This is a genomic window from Spirulina sp. CCNP1310 (assembly GCF_034932185.1).
Classification (GTDB): Bacteria; Cyanobacteriota; Cyanobacteriia; order Cyanobacteriales; family Spirulinaceae; genus Spirulina.
Map to the genome: position 1 here is coordinate 112,147 of NZ_JAYGHW010000090.1, position 16,643 is coordinate 128,789.

Here is a 16,643-nt window from a genome sequence, read left to right on the forward strand (position 1 = left end):
GGCGAAAGATTTTTCGCCCCTACCCGCACCCTAGGCGATCGCCAAACCAGAGCGCCGCAACAACATCCCATAATTACGCCAAACCCCAACTAAAATCCCTTGGACTTCCACAGCATCCGCCTTTGCATAGATGGGATCATAGGCAAGATTAGAAGGTTTGAGGGTGACATCTTCCCCGGATTGGTAATAGCGTTTCAGCGTAGTCCCTTCCCCATCCACCCGTACCGCCACAATCGCCCCATCCTTAGGCACTTCATCGGCAGCAGGGCGGCGCAACAGCACATAATCCCCTTCCATAATCATGTCACCCAGCATACTATCGCCAATCACCCGCAGGGCAAAGCAATTGGGCTGCTCTAGGACGCGATGCAAGTCTAACTGCTCTTGGTCTTGAATATCGGTATAGGGTTCAACGAGGCCGCCAGCGGCGATCGCCCCCATAATTTGAATACCGGGGCGATCGGGCGCATAGGTAATCCGGATCGTGCGGGCTTTGCCCTCATCCCAACTGATATAGCCCTTTTTCCGCAGCCGTTCCAGGCGACTCTGGATCGGCGCAGGGGATTTGAGATTCATCGCCTTCATCATTTGACGGATGGAGGGGGCGTGTTGGGAATTTCGGATGTAGTCCACAAGCCAGTCGTAGAGTTCCTGTTGCGCTTTAGTTAAAGATTCCATAGTGATTGTTGGGGCAGTGAATGAACCAAATTTTCTCGGTTAAAATAATTGTACATCTATTCTAGAACCTGTGTACTCTGATAATACAGAAAATCTAGTAACTTAGTTGCCATCGGCATTCAACAATCATGATTTCTGAACATTCCGCCTCCCCTCCCCCAAACTCCGATCCCCAGGACTGAGATTGTTAATCTAATCTTCATGTCTCCATGACCCCGTTTTGGTGTATACCTGTGCTTATAAGCACTAATTGTGATATTTATGCTGTCGCTCGATATACCAAAGAGCCGCACAACCCCAGAATTTACCACCACTACCCGTGTTCTGGTTGTTGAGGACGAAGACTTGATTCGAGAGATGGTTAGCCTTGCCCTTCAGGAGCAGGGCTACCACGTCGTGACGGCAACGGATGGGCGCGTCGCTCTGAACTTGCTCAAAGAATCGCAAATGAGCTTGCAACTGGCCTTTGATTTAATCATCCTGGACTTAATGTTGCCCCAGGTGAATGGCTTAGATCTCTGTCGGTTACTACGGTATCAAGGGGATACGATCCCGATTTTAATTCTCAGTGCCAAGGCCAGCGAAACGGATCGGGTTTTGGGCCTAGAGGTGGGGGCTGATGATTACCTCACAAAGCCTTTTAGTATGCGGGAACTGATAGCCCGCTGTCGCGCCCTCTTGCGCCGCCAAAGTTTCTCAACGGCTCCCGTCTCCTCCGTTCTTCAGTTTGAAGGCATTACCCTTTTCCCCGAAGAATGTCGCGTTTTAGTGGATGGGGTTGAAATTAACCTTTCTCCCAAAGAATTCCGACTGTTGGAATTGTTCATGAGTTCGCCCCGCCGAGTTTGGTCACGGGAACAATTAATCGAGCAAATCTGGGGCATGGATTTCCTCGGTGACACCAAAACCGTCGATGTCCATATCCGCTGGCTCCGGGAGAAGTTAGAAACAGACCCCAGTAAGCCCAAGTACCTGATCACCGTGCGGGGCTTCGGCTACCGCTTCGGTTAGGTTCGTTTCAATGACCCCCACCTGGCATTCGCTGAGGTGGGGGAGTGACCGGAGATAACCCGGTCGTAGCTGCGAATAGGCCACTCAGGTTAGTACGGCAACACTTCCGGTTGCTTCTCTGCCCCTACCCCAAAAGGTTCATAGTTACGACTTTAGTCGTTGCTTCAACGGCTGGCCCAGACACGGATCGTGTGGTCGCGGCTCCCACTGACGATCGTTTTCCCATCATGGCTGAGGGCGACCGATCGCACCAAATCACTATGGCCCATTAAAGTATTCAGATGTTCCCCAGTCTCAAAATCCCAAATCCGTAGCGTTGCATCGCGGCTACCGCTGACGATGGTTTTGCCGTCGGGGCTGAGGGCGAGGGAGGTGACGGATTGGGTATGGCCCCGGAGCGTGCGCAAGACATGGCCGGTGCGCAGATCCCAAATTTTAATCGTGCGATCGCGGCTGCCGCTGATAATGTGCTGCCCATTGGGGCTAATCACCACCGAGCGAATTTCATCGGTATGGCCCCAGAGTGTGTTTAATGTCCGTTGGGTTTGCAAATCCCACACCTTCACCGTATGGTCACGGCTGCCGCTCACCACCTTATCCCCCTTGGGCGTAATCGCTAAATCCGTGACTCCCTTGGAATAACCCAATAAACTGCCCTTCACCCGCCCACTGGGAAGATCCCACAGCTTAATTTCTCGGCTGCGGCGGAAAAACTGAATCAAGGAAAGGATCGGGGAGGTGGTTTTAGAAGGAATGTAACTCAATAACCCCTCTAAGCCCGATTCAAAGTGGGGTTTCGCGGTTTGATCCGCACTGGCGCTAATAATCAGCTTGCCGTCAGGACTGAGGGCCACCACATAGATTTTATGGTGGGCATCACCGCTGATTGTTTGTAGCAGGTTGCCGGTTTGTAACTCCCAAATGCGGATCGTGTTGTCGGTGCTGCTGCTGATAATTTTGTCCCCCTCCGGACTGAGGGCAATGGAAAGGACAGAGGAGGCATGGCCGGTAATCGTGCCATTTTGCCGCCCGGTGAGGAGATCCCAGGTTTTGATCGTGCTGTCTTTGCTGCCGCTGATTAAGGTACGGTTGTCGGGGGCGATCGCCACCGTCTGCACCCAATGGGAATGGCCCGTCATCACCGTTAAACATTCCATCTCCAGCCAAGCCTGTTGGGCTGGTGGCCGGGCATATTGAGCTTTGCGGAAATGCTCAATCACCAACTGCTCGGCGGCCTGCTGCACTGCTCCCATTTCTTCCCGAATTGCCTTAAAAATCAACTGATAGCCCGGATCACCATAATGGATCGCATCCCGCAACGCCGCGATCCGTTCTGATTCCAACGTACTCTCAAAGCGCATTTGCACCTCTTCAAACCCCAACAGCGTCACCATCCCCTCTTGCAAGAGCGTCGGCTTCGGGTTGGGATCCGCAAAGGAGAAGCGGGGAAAATCATCCAGGTTAACCGCTTGTTTATCCTCTAAAACCGTATATTCTGGCTCTGCTGGGGGGTTGCGCTTATCCGCCAGTACGGTATTTTCTGGCTCCTCTGAGGGAAATTCCAGGGGAGAAAACCGCTGCTCCGGCTGGGGATGAACTTGACGCTTATCCGCCAGCACGGTATTTTCTGGCTCCTCCGGCGGTAGATCATCCTCAATGGTTTCCGTATCACTAAAAAACGGATGGGGATCAGTATCCCTGAAGGGATTCGGCTCATGGGGGGCTGGCTCATGGGTCATCTCTGACCAATGGCTAACATCGAGATCAAAATTCAGATCCTCGCTGCTAAAATCCCCTAAATCTAGATCAAAAGCGGGATCGGCAAAATCCACCGCTGCGGCTAAATCAGCGATGGGGGTGTGCTCCGCGTTAGCGTCCTGCTCCGCGTTAGCGTCCTCCTCGCCCATTTCCTCCTCCCCCTGAAGGTTGAGGGGTTCGGCCTCCGGCGTGGGTTCCGGATCCTCAGCAAACCCAAAGGGATCAAAGTCCGGTTCTGGTGTGGGGACTAGATCCGGCGGGGCTGTGGGGGTCAAATCTGTACCCCAAAAGGCATTGGGGTTGAAGGAAATGGGCTGATCTTCAGGGGGAAGCGGGTCGTGGTTGGCCGCATCGGCAAGGGAGAAGGCATCCTCTAGGGGATCGAGGGGTTGGGCTAGATCCATCGCATCGGCGGGGGGAGCTGGAGGATCTAAGAAAAATGAATTCTCTAGAGGATCGGTGAAGGGATCAACGGCCTCATCTAGGGGGGGGTTATCGAGCGGAGGAGCCGAGGCGGGGGTTTCCTCAGTGGGCCAAGGGAGGGGATCCACTGGGGGCGGATGAAGGGCGGTGGTGGTTAAAAAGGCGGATAGATCCTCGTCGCTGTTGGCTAGGGCTTGATCAAGGAGGTTTTCTAGGGGTTCAGCGGCGATCGCCTCTGGATCAAACTCCGGCAGAGCCACCGGCATGGCTATCGGTTCAGGGGCTGGCTCGCTCTCCAGGGGGGAAAGGGTTGGGGGCAAATCCGCCAACGGCTCATCCTCCCAAAATTCCCCCATCGGCGGCGCGGACATAATCCCAGCATTAACAAAATGGGGTGGCTCTGGGGAAACTGCCTCTAATTCCTCTGGATCGAGAACAATCTCTAAAGGAGCAGGCTCTCCCCCCTCCGTCTCCAGAGCCGCCAGATCCCCCAGTTCCAAATTAAAGGCTAAATCCCATTGTGCCTCATCCTGTTCAGCCGGTAACTCATCTTCGGCATAGTCCTCCTCAGAGGTGGTATAGCGATCGAGGGAAGTGGCCACCTCCGGCGGTGCTTCCCGCACCAACGGACGAGTAAACCCAGAGGTTGGGTCAAAGGGCGGCTGCTCCCCTTCCGAAGGCAGTTCACTTAAATCTGCACTCAGTTGAAACTCTTCCGGCAGATCAAACCCATCAGCAAAGGGAAAATCCACATCTAAGAGGTTTGAGCCAGGGTGATCGGTTTGTTCTTGGTATTGCTCAAAAATGGTTTCCAGTTCGGCAGAGGTCGCAGCCGGATTCGGGGCGGGCGGCGTATCAACGGCCGGCTCCGGTGGCAGCGGCGGCACAACCTCCAAATCAAGGCGATCCTCAAGGCGATCGCGGTTATGGCTAAACTTCCGCTCGGCGGCAGCGTTGGCCCGCGATTTTTTAATCGCCGTCTTCACGGCATACTTTAATTGTTTACGGGTGAAGGGCTTATCTAACACCTCCACATCGCGATAGGTGGGATTGCTCAGATCCGGCGCATCCCGTGAAGAGCTACGCATCACCACCATGGGGATGTTCTGTAAATCCGGCTCTGCTTTGAGTTGACTGACTAAATCCCAGCCGCCGATTTTCGCCAAGCCAGCATTGAGCAGGACAAAGCGAATCCGACCGCGCTCTTGATGAATCAGGGCCAGGCCCGCTGCTCCATCACTTGCTTCTGCGATTTCGTAGTTGCCAGGGGGCAACAGTTGTCGCAGTTTGGTTCTAACAACGCTGTCTCCATCTAAAATGAGGACTTTGTGACTCGCCATGTATCACACTCTCACGGATTGCCGATGACGTTCCAGGAAAAGGGCAATCAGCCACTACCCTGATACTTGCCACTAATATACTAAGCCCTTGCTCCAGATGTGATCGATCCTGTCATTAGCCCTGGGGCGATCGCCCCCCTGCCCATCAATCCCCCATCAATCCCCCATCAAACAACATCAAACCCAATCTCAGCCCAGAATTCCCCTCGCCTCCAAAGTGCATCTCAGTGAAGCAACCACCCCCCACCCCTCCAAAGGAATTTTTTCCCATTCCCCGCCTTGGATGGTGCGTCAGCCGTGACGCTGCTCTTTTGCCTCATAGATTAACCGCTCTGACGCACCCTACGATTCAATCGTAGGGTGCGTCAGACTGGATCAATGATGATGTTGGTGGTTTAATTGTGCCTGACGCACCATTCACTAGCATCATTGATCTTATACAGCCCTTTCACCAGTTAGACAAAACGATCTCAAAGTCCCTCTCCCGCTCTGGGAGAGGGATTTAGGGTGAGGGTACGTCTTAGGCAATGAGTGAACAAGCTGTATCTGCGGAATGTGAGCTATAACTCACTCAACAATCGCCTTGAGATCAAAGGCTGCATTATTGAGTTTGTGTACACCTTCTTTAATCTGGTTCATCCCACTACTGCTGTCTTGAGCATTCTCATTAATACTATTGGTAGCAATCACAACCTGTCGAATTGCCAAAGCTTGCTGTTGAGAATTAACTGTAATTTGCTCTGAGTTGATCACAATGGTATTGATTTGCTCAGAAACATCATTAAAAGCCTTAGCCGTTTTTTGTGCCAAATTAACCGTTTTCCCTAAACTTTGAATTCCCTCATCCGTTACCATCACCGTCGATGCAGTCGCCTGCTTAATCTCATGAACCAATGTGCTAATTTGATGGGCAGACTTTTGACTTTCATCGGCAAGCTTACGAATTTCCGTAGCCACCACTGAAAACCCCCGGCCATGTTCTCCAGAACGCACTGCTTCCACCGCAGCATTCAAGGCTAAAAGATTCGTTTGATTAGCAATATCTCCCACTAACTGGGAAATATTACCAATTTGATTAATTTGTTCACTTAAACGATTAATCTGCTCGGCAAGTGCTTCAACCTTATTGCGAGTATTTCCCATTTCTCCTAAGGTTTCTTCCACAAGACGATTCCCGCTATTAACCAAAGATAGAGCTTGATTCGCACCAGAAGCAGAGGTTTCAGCCTGCTGACTCGCTTGTTTAGCGGAAATTTCTAAATCATCCATAGTTTTGCTTGTTTCTTCGACAGAAACCACCTGATTACTCGTTAGATTTTCCTGTTGATCAACAGCAACACTAATATCTTGGGAGGAATTTGTAATCTCTTCAATGGCTTGACCAATTTTTTTACTCACCAATGAAGCAATAATCCAAGCAATGAAAATCCCTGAACCTGCGGAAAATACTGCGCCAAGAATCAAAAAGTTTACAGCATTCTGCAAAGTTTTTCTGGCTTCTTGATTTTCAAGAGCAAGTTGACTTGTTTCGTTTTCATTGAACTGGGTATTCAATTCTAAAAAGTCCAACAAAAACTGTTTGCCACCCCCTTCGAGAAATAGCTTTAACGATTCCTCTAGTTGATTACGTTCAATTAAGTTAATTTGAGTTTGGGCATAACTATTGTATCGTTCACCAATATCATTCATTTTGCGAAAACGATCCAATTGTTCAGGATTTTTAACAATTAATTCCAATTTTTGACTAGCATCCTGAAATCTCATCCAATTCTGCTCATACAGTTGTACAAATTCCCGATCTTGGCTAACCATATAAGCCCGCACATTGGCAACCATATTACTACCCGCCAATGCCATTTTGTCCACCTCAATAATAGAGTCTTGAACAGTTTCTACTTGAGAAAAGGCATCAAAAACGCGGCTTGCATTGTTGTAAACAATCAGTGTTGAACTCGCAAATACTGCAACGGGAATTGTGTAACCTAAAAGCATTTGGTTTTTGAGCTTGAGGGTATTCCAAATGCTTTTTGAATTCTGTGGGGTCAGTGGGTCATGCATAGCAGCTTCCTGGATACAATCCTAGTATAGTTCACAAATAAAATCCTGATGATACAACCTAATGATTTGATGTTGGGTCTTCAACATCTAAAATAATACAGCCTTCAACTCGGCCTACAAGCACAATTCCAAAAGAGGGGAATGGGGTAACTTCCCCTCCTTGGGAAGGATGGCAGGCGCAGTCTGATGGGGTGAGAGTCTTTAAGGGTTGGCTCCCTGAAACATCTGCAAACGTGAGATACCCCTGATCCACTATCCAATCGAACCCATTTCACCCCATTTTCTGAAGACCCTGATGGTTAGCGTTCAGGGATTGGCCATGAGGGTTTGTTTTAATCCATTGGCTCCGGGTTGCCCCTTCTATCCATTAGCCGTCTGATGTTTCTGTCCCCTAAGCTCCTGCTCCCGAGGAGGGAGGAGGGCAAATCTTCAAACTGAGATGCACCCAAGGGAATCGATTAAGCGAGTTGCATATCTGCACCAATTTTAAAGGACATCACCTCAGCCCGCGCTTGCAAAATCTTCACCTTTTGGACAATGCGCAACTTGGCTAAGGGTACGGCAATTAAGGAGCGCGATCGCACCACCGCCTCCACATCGCGGGGATGGTAGCAGCGAATATGCAGCACCCCCCAACGGCGAAACACATCACAACGGCCCAAACAGCGCAACCGCTCCAAATCTGCCCAGTTTTCCCGGTAATAATCCCAAATCAGTTGGGTTAGTTGTGAGATTTGTTTAGCCATGGTGGGTTTGTTGAAATCAGTGATAAGCAGGGCGTACCTTCATTCAACCCTAAACTTTTGCTCTGAGAGCCAATTGCAAGAAGACTTTACAGATCTTTGTGAGGCAAAATTTTTGTTAAGAAAAATCACGATCAGTAGGGGCGAAAAACTTTTCGCCCCTACGCCCATCAATGCCGATTAACGGTTTTCGCGGACACAGTTATACATCCGTAGCGTTGCTGCCGCCGCATAGTTCCGCAGGGCAGAACTATTGGGCATAAATTGCGTACCCTGCTCATTCACCGGACTGGCCACGCCACAATAACCGGACATTTCCCGAATTAAACCCTGGGCCCAATGGTTGGTGGTATCGGTGAATGTCACAGGGGTTTGGGTTTGAGTGAGGGCAATGGGTTGACCCCGGCGGGCTTTGCCGTATTCCGCCGCTTTTTTCATGATCACCATCAACTCTGCTCGCGTCACCGGCTGTGCTGGGCGGAAATTGCCATCGGGATAGCCGCTGACAATGCCGCTGGTTCTTGCCCATTGAATTTTCGCCGCACTCCAGCGATTCGCGGCCACATCGGGGAAGGGTGCGGTGCTGACTTGGGCAGGGGCGTTGGGGTTGACGTTGGGAATTGCACCCAAGGCATCGAGCACCATGGAAACCACCTGCTCACGGGTGAGGGGTGTTAAGGGGCGGAAGGTGTTGTCTTCAAAGAAACCAGCGATAAAACCGACTTGGAGCGCGGCTTCAATTTGCTGGCGATAGATGTCGTTGGAAATATCGGGGAACGTGCGGATGGGAGGAGGTGTTGGGGTTGGTGTGGGGGTTGGGGTTGGGGTTGGAGTCGGGGTAGGTGTAGGTGTAGGTGTTGGGGTGGGCGGTGTGGTGACGGTTCCATCACTGGTGAAATAGATATGCCCTAAAACTTGGCCTTGATAGGTACGGCGGGTAAAGCGCCAACCGGGTACGAGGGTGAATTTATGGGCATTGCCGGGGCTAATGCCGCCGGTACGACCGATGAGAATTTCCCGTAGGCCGGGGCGACTGCCGACGCGGGGCGTTCCCACCAGCATTAATTCCCCATTGCGTTCGACAATGCGCAGCAGGTATTCCAAGCCGAAATCTTCCCCATTAATGCGGACGGAATACCCGTTACTGTCGGCATTGCGGCGACAACTGCCGGTGAAATCGAAGGTATTCCAAAGGGGGTTAACCACAATGGGGTTGGTTCCACTTTCGCCCCAACATTGTTGACGGTTGGGAAGTTGCTCCATAACAATCAAACTATATTGATTGCCGCCGAAGGGGGTGGCGATCGCCCCTAAGGCCCCCTGATTGGCAATTTCTTCTTGACCAAAGAGGGAGGTTTGGGCAATGGAGGTTCCAACCACCACGGTAAGGGCTGTAGTGGCCAGTGTTGTCAAGGTTAAAGTTCGGTTGAGCGTCATCATCAATCTCCTATGGCTTGCCCCTGAGAGCTATGGCTTTTTGATTGTCCTATATTTCCTGGGGGCTGGCTTAGAGAAGTTGAGGAAGATTCTGAAGTTCCACCCCATCGCTCTCCCTGGGGAGAATTTTGTGGTATCGCGGGACGCTGTTCCGGGGGGCGCGGGTGGGTATAGTGGAGGGCGATCGCCTTTTTTGCAGATTATTTAAAGAATAAATATGTATGATCTCAATGTCGTGATTATCGGGGCCGGCATTGGCGGCCTTTCTACCGGGATTGCGCTGCGCCAAGCGGGTTATCGGGTTAAGGTGTTTGAGCGTACCCGTGAACTGCGCCCCGCCGGAGCCGGGATTTCCCTCTGGTCGAACGGGGTGAAAGTGTTAAACCAATTGGGTTTAGGGGAACGTTTAGCCGCCCTTGGGGGGCAAATGGATTGGATGGAATACCGCACCCATCAGGGGGAATTGCTCAATTCCATTGATCTCCAACCCCTGATCCAACAGGTGGGCCAACGCCCCTACCCCGTTTCCCGCACGGATTTACAGCAGATGCTCCGGGATGCTTTTGGGCCGGAAGATTTGGAGTTGGGGGTGCGCTGTGTGGGGGTGGAGGAAAATGATGGGGGGGCGATCGCCCATCTTGATGATGGTCGAGCGGTAGCCGCAGATCTGATCATCGGGGCGGATGGCGTGCATTCCACGGTGCGGGAGTATGTGGTGGGTAAACCCGTGGGGCCGCGCTATGCCGATTATGTGAACTGGAACGGCTTGGTTCCCTTTAGTGAAGATCTCCCCTCTGGGCATAGTTGGGTGATCTATGTGGGGGAAAACAAGCGGGCCTCAATGATGCCGGTGGGGGGCGATCGCTTCTATTTCTTCTTTGGCGCACCCATGGCCCAAGGGACTACCGTCGCCCCCGCTGACCGTCGGGAGGAATTAGCAAACCTATTTCAAGGTTGGGCGGAACCTGTTCAAAATTTAATCAAACATTTAAACCCCTTAGAAACCAACCGCCTCGAAATTGGCGATTTAGATCCCCTTGATCGCCTCGTGCGGGGTCGCGTTGCCCTTTTGGGGGATGCGGGCCATGCCACCACCCCCACCCTCGGCCAGGGGGCTTGTCAAGCTTTGGAAGATGCCGTCATCCTCACCCGCTACCTTGTCACCACAACGATCAGCGTCCCCGATGCCCTCCAACGCTACGAAAATGCCCGCAAACAACGCACCGCCGATCTGGTTCTCAAGGCCCGCAAACGCACCGGCACAATCTACGGCAAAGATCCCGCCGCTACGGAAAGTTGGTATCAACAGCTTGCCCAGGAAGTACCCAGTGATGTAACGGGGGCGATCGCCGACATCATCCTCACCGGCCCCCTGGGTTAAATTGCCCTCACCCCAGCCCCTCTCCCAAAGGTGGGAGAGGGAAATAGGGGAGGGCGAAAAATTTTTCGCCCCTACAAATTCCATTGCCCATTGCCCATTGCCCATTCCCCATTCCCCAACCTAAGACAATAACCGATTCTCCACAGCAAACCGGGACAGGTTCGCCCGGTTATTGGTTTGGGTTTTCCGCAAGAGATTGCTGACGTACTTCTCAATCGTGCGGGGGCTGAGGTGGAGGGTTTTGCCTATATCGCTGTTGGATAACCCATGGGCTAGGAGTTGCAACACCTGTTGCTCCCGGTCGGTGAGTTCTTCAATATTCGCCAACCGGGCCGCCTCGTCAATGTCCAGAGCAGGGGCGGGGGAATTGAGGGGGATGGCTGGTGTGCCGGGCTGGGGAAAGCGGATTTCATTTTGGACAATTTGCGCCCGCTCCAACAGGCCCCGCACCACCGCCAGCAATTCATCCATTTCAAAGGGCTTGGGTAAATAGGCATCACAGCCGACGCGATAGCCCTGAATGCGATCGCTCGTTTCATTGCACTCGGTTAGGAAAATCACCGGAATCAGACGATATTCCGGCCGTTGGCGCACCTTTTTGACAAATTCATAGCCATTAAGCCGGGGCATTCTAATATCCGCCACAATCAAATGGGGATGGTAGGCGTTGACCTTTTCCAAAGCCTCCGCTCCATCCACCGCCGGAATGACGCTATAGCCGCCAAACTCCAAGGAATCCGCGATCGCCTGGCGAATCCCCGCATTATCATCAGCCACCAAAATCAGCAAGGGCATGGTATTGCTACCTCCCACGATGTTTATACCTGCCAAGCCACCTTTAACGTTTGGGGATCGGCAAAACTGCCCACAACGGACAGGCTGCGATCGTTGGCGTTGAGGTGGCGTAAAATCTTGTAGATTGTTTCGATTTCGCCCGGTTGTTGTACCGCCGTGGCTAGATCATTGATGGACATAGGTTCTTTTTGTTGTTGTAACACTTGCACAACCTGATTTTGCAGAGCCAACACAGAAGCCGCTGCTTTTTTCCCGGCTTCTACCCCCGGTTGATGGTAAGCATTGACGTTTACCAAACTGGCATAGAAGCCCACCGCCCGCTCGTAAAGGGCAATGAGCGCCCCCACAGTAGCAGCATCAACTCGCTCAACGGTAATCGTGATCGAATCTCGTTTATTTTCATAAAGGGCTTCCCTTGTCCCTTGAAGCAATCCGGATAGATAATCCCCGCTGGTAATCCCCGGCTCCACTTCGACGCTTTGGCCGCCATCGGCTAACACTTCGATAAACGTGGCAAAGAAGTTAGGTACACCTTCCCGCAGTTGTTGGACGTAGGCGTGTTGATCCGTGGAGCCTTTGTTGCCATAGACGGCAATGCCTTGGTAAACGGTTTCGCCATCGAGGTCTTTTTCTTTCCCTAAAGATTCCATCACCAACTGTTGTAGGTAGCGGCTGAACAGGGCAAGGCCGTCTTTATAGGGCAAAATCACCATATCTTTTGCCCCCTTGCCATTACCCGCAAAATACCAGGCAAAGGCGAGGAGGGCAGCGGGGTTTTGGCGTAAATCTGCGCTGCGGGTGGCATCGTCCATCACCTTCGCGCCTTGGAGGAAGGCGGTGATATCAATGCCTTGGAGGGCGGCGGCCACTAGGCCGACGGCGGACATTTCGGAGGTGCGCCCGCCGATCCAGTCATACATGGGAAAGGTGGTGAGCCATTGTTCACGATGGGCGATCGCCTCCAGTTTAGATCCTTCCCCGGTAATTGCCACGGCATAGCGGGGAAAATCCAGGCCCTTGGCTTGGTAGGCGGCTTGGATTTCCACCATGCCGTTGCGGGTTTCCGGTGTGCCGCCGGATTTGGAGATGACGAGGACGAGGGTGCTAGAGAGGCGATCGCCCAAGGTTGCTAGGATGCGCTCAATGCCAGCGGGGTCGGTGTTGTCGATGAAATGGAGGTTGAGGGGCGCATCAACGGGGGCGAGGGCCTGGGCCACGAATTGGGGGCCGAGGGCAGAGCCGCCAATACCGATGGAGAGAATATCGGTAAATTTGGGGGCGTGGGGGGGTTTGATTTGGCCGCTATGGATGGCGGTGGTAAAAGTGGCGATCGCCCCCAATGTATCGGTAATCGCGGTTTTGAGTTCGGGAGTAGGGGCTAGATCGGGGTTGCGGAGCCAGTAATGGCCCACCATGCGGTCTTCATCAGGATTGGCGATCGCCCCCGCTTCTAACGCATCCATGGCTTGAAAAGCTTGGTCAAACTTGGGCAGCATCGCCTTGAGGAAAAAGTCATCAAAGCGCATCCGGCTGATATCGAGGTACAGGCCGAGGTCGGCGTGAACATACAACCAATCTTGATAGCGTTGCCACAGCGCGGCGGAATCCATAATCACCTTCTCTCTCATATCTCTTTCCCAGTTTACGGCACAGCTAGAGATCCCTAGCATGGCGATGGGATTTTTCAAGAATTTTGACGGGAATTAAAAGCGGCGGGTGCGCTCAATGGCGTAAAAAATACCGGAGGCGATCGCACTCAGGAGCAATAACCAGAGGATGCCACCGGGCAAAAACGACAGCCAACTCAGCCCCCGCAGCAGATACACAAACGCCGTCAGCCCTAGGAGCGTGAAAAAGAGCGATCGGGCAATGGATTCGGATTGGGGTCGGGTCATGGCAGGAGTGAGCAAGGATTCTGTCCCTAATCTGCCATAGGTGGGGTGTTAGGATCGCAAACCTCAAGTCTTTCAAAGCTCCTCACCCACCTGAAGAGAGGGTTTGGGGTGAGGGGATCTCATCGCCTGATTAACCCTGAATCCCCTCACCATGCCTCTGTAACGGGAAAACGGGAAAAAATTAACCAATATTTACCCAAGGGATAATTGCGGGGCTTTGGGGGGAGATTTTCCGTGGGGATCACGGGCCGACCTTTTAAGCGTAATTTTGGTCAGGATCTTGCTGGTTATAGGGTTGGGGGGCGATCGCTTCCCCTTGATCCATTCATTTTTGCTAAGTATTAATACTTTAAACAACAGGAGAGTTGGTTTAGTTGACGTACATTTTGCCATTGTCACCTTTTATTGAAAAGAGTTTTCTAAAACTAGAAAAATAACGAAAAATAAGATTTTTAGAAATTCTCATCGAGAAAAAAGCTTTTTAATCTTGTAAACCCTGAATTACGTCGATTAACCGCGATTTTCAAAATTGCCCCCCCTTCCCAGCCCCGAATAATTCGTCAATAATGCAAAACAACAACGCAACGAACCCCCATCGATCACAAGAGGAACACCCCATGAGACTTTCGGTATACGGCAAAGGCGGCATCGGCAAATCCACCACCAGTTGCAACATCTCCGTTGCCCTCGCCAAACGGGGCAAAAAGGTCTTACAAATCGGCTGTGACCCCAAACACGACAGCACCTTTACCCTCACCGGCTTCCTCATCCCCACGATCATCGACACGCTCCAAGAAAAAGATTTCCACTACGAAGACATCTGGCCCGAAGATGTGATCTACAAAGGCTATGGCGGCGTGGATTGCGTCGAAGCCGGTGGCCCCCCCGCCGGAGCCGGTTGCGGCGGCTATGTCGTCGGGGAAACCGTCAAACTCTTAAAAGAACTCAACGCCTTTGATGAGTACGACGTGATCCTCTTTGATGTGTTGGGTGATGTGGTTTGCGGCGGTTTTGCTGCGCCCTTGAATTATTCCGATTATTGCATGATCGTCACAGACAACGGCTTTGATGCCCTCTTTGCCGCCAACCGCATCGCCGCCTCCGTCCGAGAAAAAGCCCGCACCCATCCCCTCCGCCTCGCGGGATTAATCGGCAACCGCACCTCCAAGCGGGATCTGATTGAGAAATATATTGAAGCCGTGCCGATGCCCGTCTTGGAAGTGTTGCCCCTGATTGAAGATATCCGGGTTTCCCGCGTCAAAGGCAAAACGCTCTTTGAAATGGCCGAGCGGGATCCTTCCCTGAACTATGTCTGCGATTACTACCTGAGCATTGCGGATCAGATCCTCGCCAATCCCGAAGGCGTAGTCCCCAACGATGCCCAAGACCGCGATCTCTTCGCCCTCCTCTCCGATTACTACCTTAATCCCCCTGCTGACGCGCCCCAAAAAACTGCTGAACTGGATTTGATGATGGTTTAGTTGGCAAACCCAACCCCGCCCCACTCTTCCCCCCCCTTTTTAAGGGGGGCCGGGGGGGATCATGCCACCCAAACATCAAAATTCGGTGGGCAATGCCCACCCTACTCTTCCCCCCCTTTTTACGGGGGGCTGGGGGGGATCATGCCACAACTTACTATTCTTCCCACTTCCCACTTTTACCTTCAGGAGCTAACCCCATGACCGTCGCTCAAGAACAACCCAGTGCTTTAAACTTTGAATGCGAAACCGGCAATTACCATACCTTCTGCCCGATTAGCTGCGTTGCTTGGCTATATCAGAAAATCGAGGATAGTTTTTTCCTCGTTGTGGGGACAAAAACCTGTGGTTATTTCCTCCAAAATGCCATGGGGGTGATGATTTTTGCTGAACCCCGCTATGCGATGGCGGAATTAGAAGAAGCGGATATTTCGGCACAATTAAATGATTACGAAGAATTGAAACGGTTATGCGAACAAATTAAGCGCGATCGCAATCCCAGCGTCATCGTGTGGATCGGCACCTGCACCACCGAAATTATTAAAATGGATATGGAGGGCATCGCCCCCAAACTTGAGGCAGAATTAGGCATTCCCATCGTTGTTGCCCGTGCCAATGGTCTTGACTATGCCTTTACCCAAGGGGAAGATACCGTCCTCGCCGCCATGGCCCAACGTTGCCCCACGGGTGCAGAGGTCAAAGCCGAAGATAAAGAAGAGCGCAACGCCATTCAAAAACTGCTCAACTTTGGCCGTCAAAAAGAAGAAGTCACCCAATCGGATTCTGAATATCACGATCATCCTCCCTTAGTCTTATTTGGCTCTCTCCCCGATCCCGTGGTCACAAACTTAACCCTAGAATTGAAAAAACAGGGGATTAAAGTTTCCGGCTGGTTGCCCGCCAAACGTTATACAGAATTGCCGGTGATTGAAGAGGGTTACTACACCTGTGGTGTGAATCCTTTCCTTTCCCGTACCGCTACAACGTTAATGCGCCGTCGCAAAACCAAGTTAATTGGCGCACCCTTCCCCATTGGCCCCGATGGCACACGGGCTTGGATTGAAAAAATTTGCTCGGTGTTTAATATTGAACCCCAAGGTTTAGCGGAACGGGAGGCAAAAATTTGGGAAAGCCTTGAGGATTATTTAGAGTTAGTCCGGGGTAAATCGGTGTTTTTCATGGGGGATAATTTATTAGAAATTTCCCTAGCCCGGTTCCTCATCCGTTGCGGCATGACCTGCCCGGAAATTGGCATTCCCTACATGGATAAACGCTACCAAAAAGCGGAATTAGATCTCCTGGAAAAAACCTGTAATGAAATGGGTGTACCGCTGCCGCGCATTGTTGAAAAACCAGATAATTACAATCAATTGCAGCGCATTGATGAGTTACAGCCGGATCTTGTGATTACCGGGATGGCCCACGCTAATCCTTTGGAAGCACGGGGGATTAATACGAAATGGTCGGTAGAGTTTACCTTTGCCCAAATCCACGGTTTTACCAATGCCCGCGATATTTTGGAATTGGCAACCCGTCCTCTCCGCCGGAATAATAATCTCAAGGATTTAGGCTGGGATAAGCTGGTGAAGGAAACCGTGAATTCTTAAGGTTCACCCCTAAGTTAGGGTAGGCTACAATTCTTTAGC

Annotated in this window: 12 protein-coding genes; 4 read left to right on the plus strand and 8 right to left on the minus strand. The window is 51.8% G+C overall.

Features of this window, described 5'->3' with window-relative positions; genetic code table 11:
• Nucleotides 1-30 precede the first annotated feature (30 nt).
• Nucleotides 31-678: a transcriptional repressor LexA gene (gene lexA, locus VB712_RS15405; RefSeq protein WP_323256274.1), complete on the minus strand. Its 648-nt coding sequence runs from the start codon at nucleotides 676-678 to the stop codon at nucleotides 31-33.
• Between the two features lie 261 nt (nucleotides 679-939).
• On the opposite strand from lexA, the gene VB712_RS15410 reads away from it, so the two are divergent.
• On the plus strand, nucleotides 940-1,689 hold the full coding sequence (locus VB712_RS15410; protein ID WP_323256276.1) for a response regulator transcription factor: 750 nt from the start codon (nucleotides 940-942) through the stop codon (nucleotides 1,687-1,689).
• 164 nt (nucleotides 1,690-1,853) lie between these two features.
• Here the strand turns inward: VB712_RS15410 and VB712_RS15415 are convergent, their stop codons facing one another.
• From VB712_RS15415 to VB712_RS15430, 4 genes are all read right to left on the minus strand, one after another.
• Entirely contained in the window at nucleotides 1,854-5,210 is a 3,357-nt protein-coding gene (locus VB712_RS15415) for a response regulator (RefSeq protein WP_323256278.1), read from the minus strand.
• Nucleotides 5,211-5,777: 567 nt separating this feature from the next.
• Complete coding sequence (locus tag VB712_RS15420; RefSeq protein ID WP_323256280.1) at nucleotides 5,778-7,268, minus strand: methyl-accepting chemotaxis protein; 1,491 nt, start codon at nucleotides 7,266-7,268, stop codon at nucleotides 5,778-5,780.
• Between the two features lie 458 nt (nucleotides 7,269-7,726).
• Nucleotides 7,727-8,014 carry a hypothetical protein gene (locus VB712_RS15425; protein WP_323256282.1) on the minus strand — a complete coding sequence of 96 codons (288 nt, stop codon included), beginning with the start codon at nucleotides 8,012-8,014 and terminating at the stop codon, nucleotides 7,727-7,729.
• A gap of 177 nt (nucleotides 8,015-8,191) precedes the next feature.
• Nucleotides 8,192-9,448 carry a DUF3747 domain-containing protein gene (locus VB712_RS15430; protein WP_323256284.1) on the minus strand — a complete coding sequence of 419 codons (1,257 nt, stop codon included), beginning with the start codon at nucleotides 9,446-9,448 and terminating at the stop codon, nucleotides 8,192-8,194.
• Between the two features lie 217 nt (nucleotides 9,449-9,665).
• Between VB712_RS15430 and hpxO the strand changes: the two genes are divergently transcribed.
• Nucleotides 9,666-10,829 (plus strand): FAD-dependent urate hydroxylase HpxO, encoded by a 1,164-nt coding sequence (gene hpxO / locus VB712_RS15435; RefSeq protein WP_323256286.1) that lies wholly within the window; start codon nucleotides 9,666-9,668, stop codon nucleotides 10,827-10,829.
• Between the two features lie 120 nt (nucleotides 10,830-10,949).
• Here hpxO and VB712_RS15440 read toward each other — a convergent pair whose 3' ends face one another.
• The 3 genes from VB712_RS15440 to VB712_RS15450 all read right to left on the minus strand — a co-directional run bounded on the left by VB712_RS15440 (nucleotide 10,950) and on the right by VB712_RS15450 (nucleotide 13,519).
• Nucleotides 10,950-11,624, minus strand: a complete 675-nt coding sequence (locus VB712_RS15440) for a response regulator transcription factor (RefSeq protein WP_323256288.1) — start codon at nucleotides 11,622-11,624, stop codon at nucleotides 10,950-10,952.
• Between the two features lie 23 nt (nucleotides 11,625-11,647).
• Nucleotides 11,648-13,234, minus strand: a complete 1,587-nt coding sequence (locus VB712_RS15445) for a glucose-6-phosphate isomerase (RefSeq protein WP_323256290.1) — start codon at nucleotides 13,232-13,234, stop codon at nucleotides 11,648-11,650.
• Nucleotides 13,235-13,327: 93 nt separating this feature from the next.
• Nucleotides 13,328-13,519 (minus strand): hypothetical protein, encoded by a 192-nt coding sequence (locus tag VB712_RS15450; protein ID WP_323256292.1) that lies wholly within the window; start codon nucleotides 13,517-13,519, stop codon nucleotides 13,328-13,330.
• 617 nt (nucleotides 13,520-14,136) lie between these two features.
• On the opposite strand from VB712_RS15450, the gene bchL reads away from it, so the two are divergent.
• Both bchL and VB712_RS15460 read left to right on the plus strand, forming a co-directional pair.
• Entirely contained in the window at nucleotides 14,137-15,000 is an 864-nt protein-coding gene (gene bchL / locus VB712_RS15455) for a ferredoxin:protochlorophyllide reductase (ATP-dependent) iron-sulfur ATP-binding protein (RefSeq protein ID WP_323256294.1), read from the plus strand.
• A gap of 197 nt (nucleotides 15,001-15,197) precedes the next feature.
• Nucleotides 15,198-16,604, plus strand: coding sequence for a ferredoxin:protochlorophyllide reductase (ATP-dependent) subunit N (locus VB712_RS15460; protein WP_323256296.1), 1,407 nt, complete (start codon nucleotides 15,198-15,200; stop codon nucleotides 16,602-16,604).
• The last annotated feature ends 39 nt before the right edge of the window (nucleotides 16,605-16,643 follow it).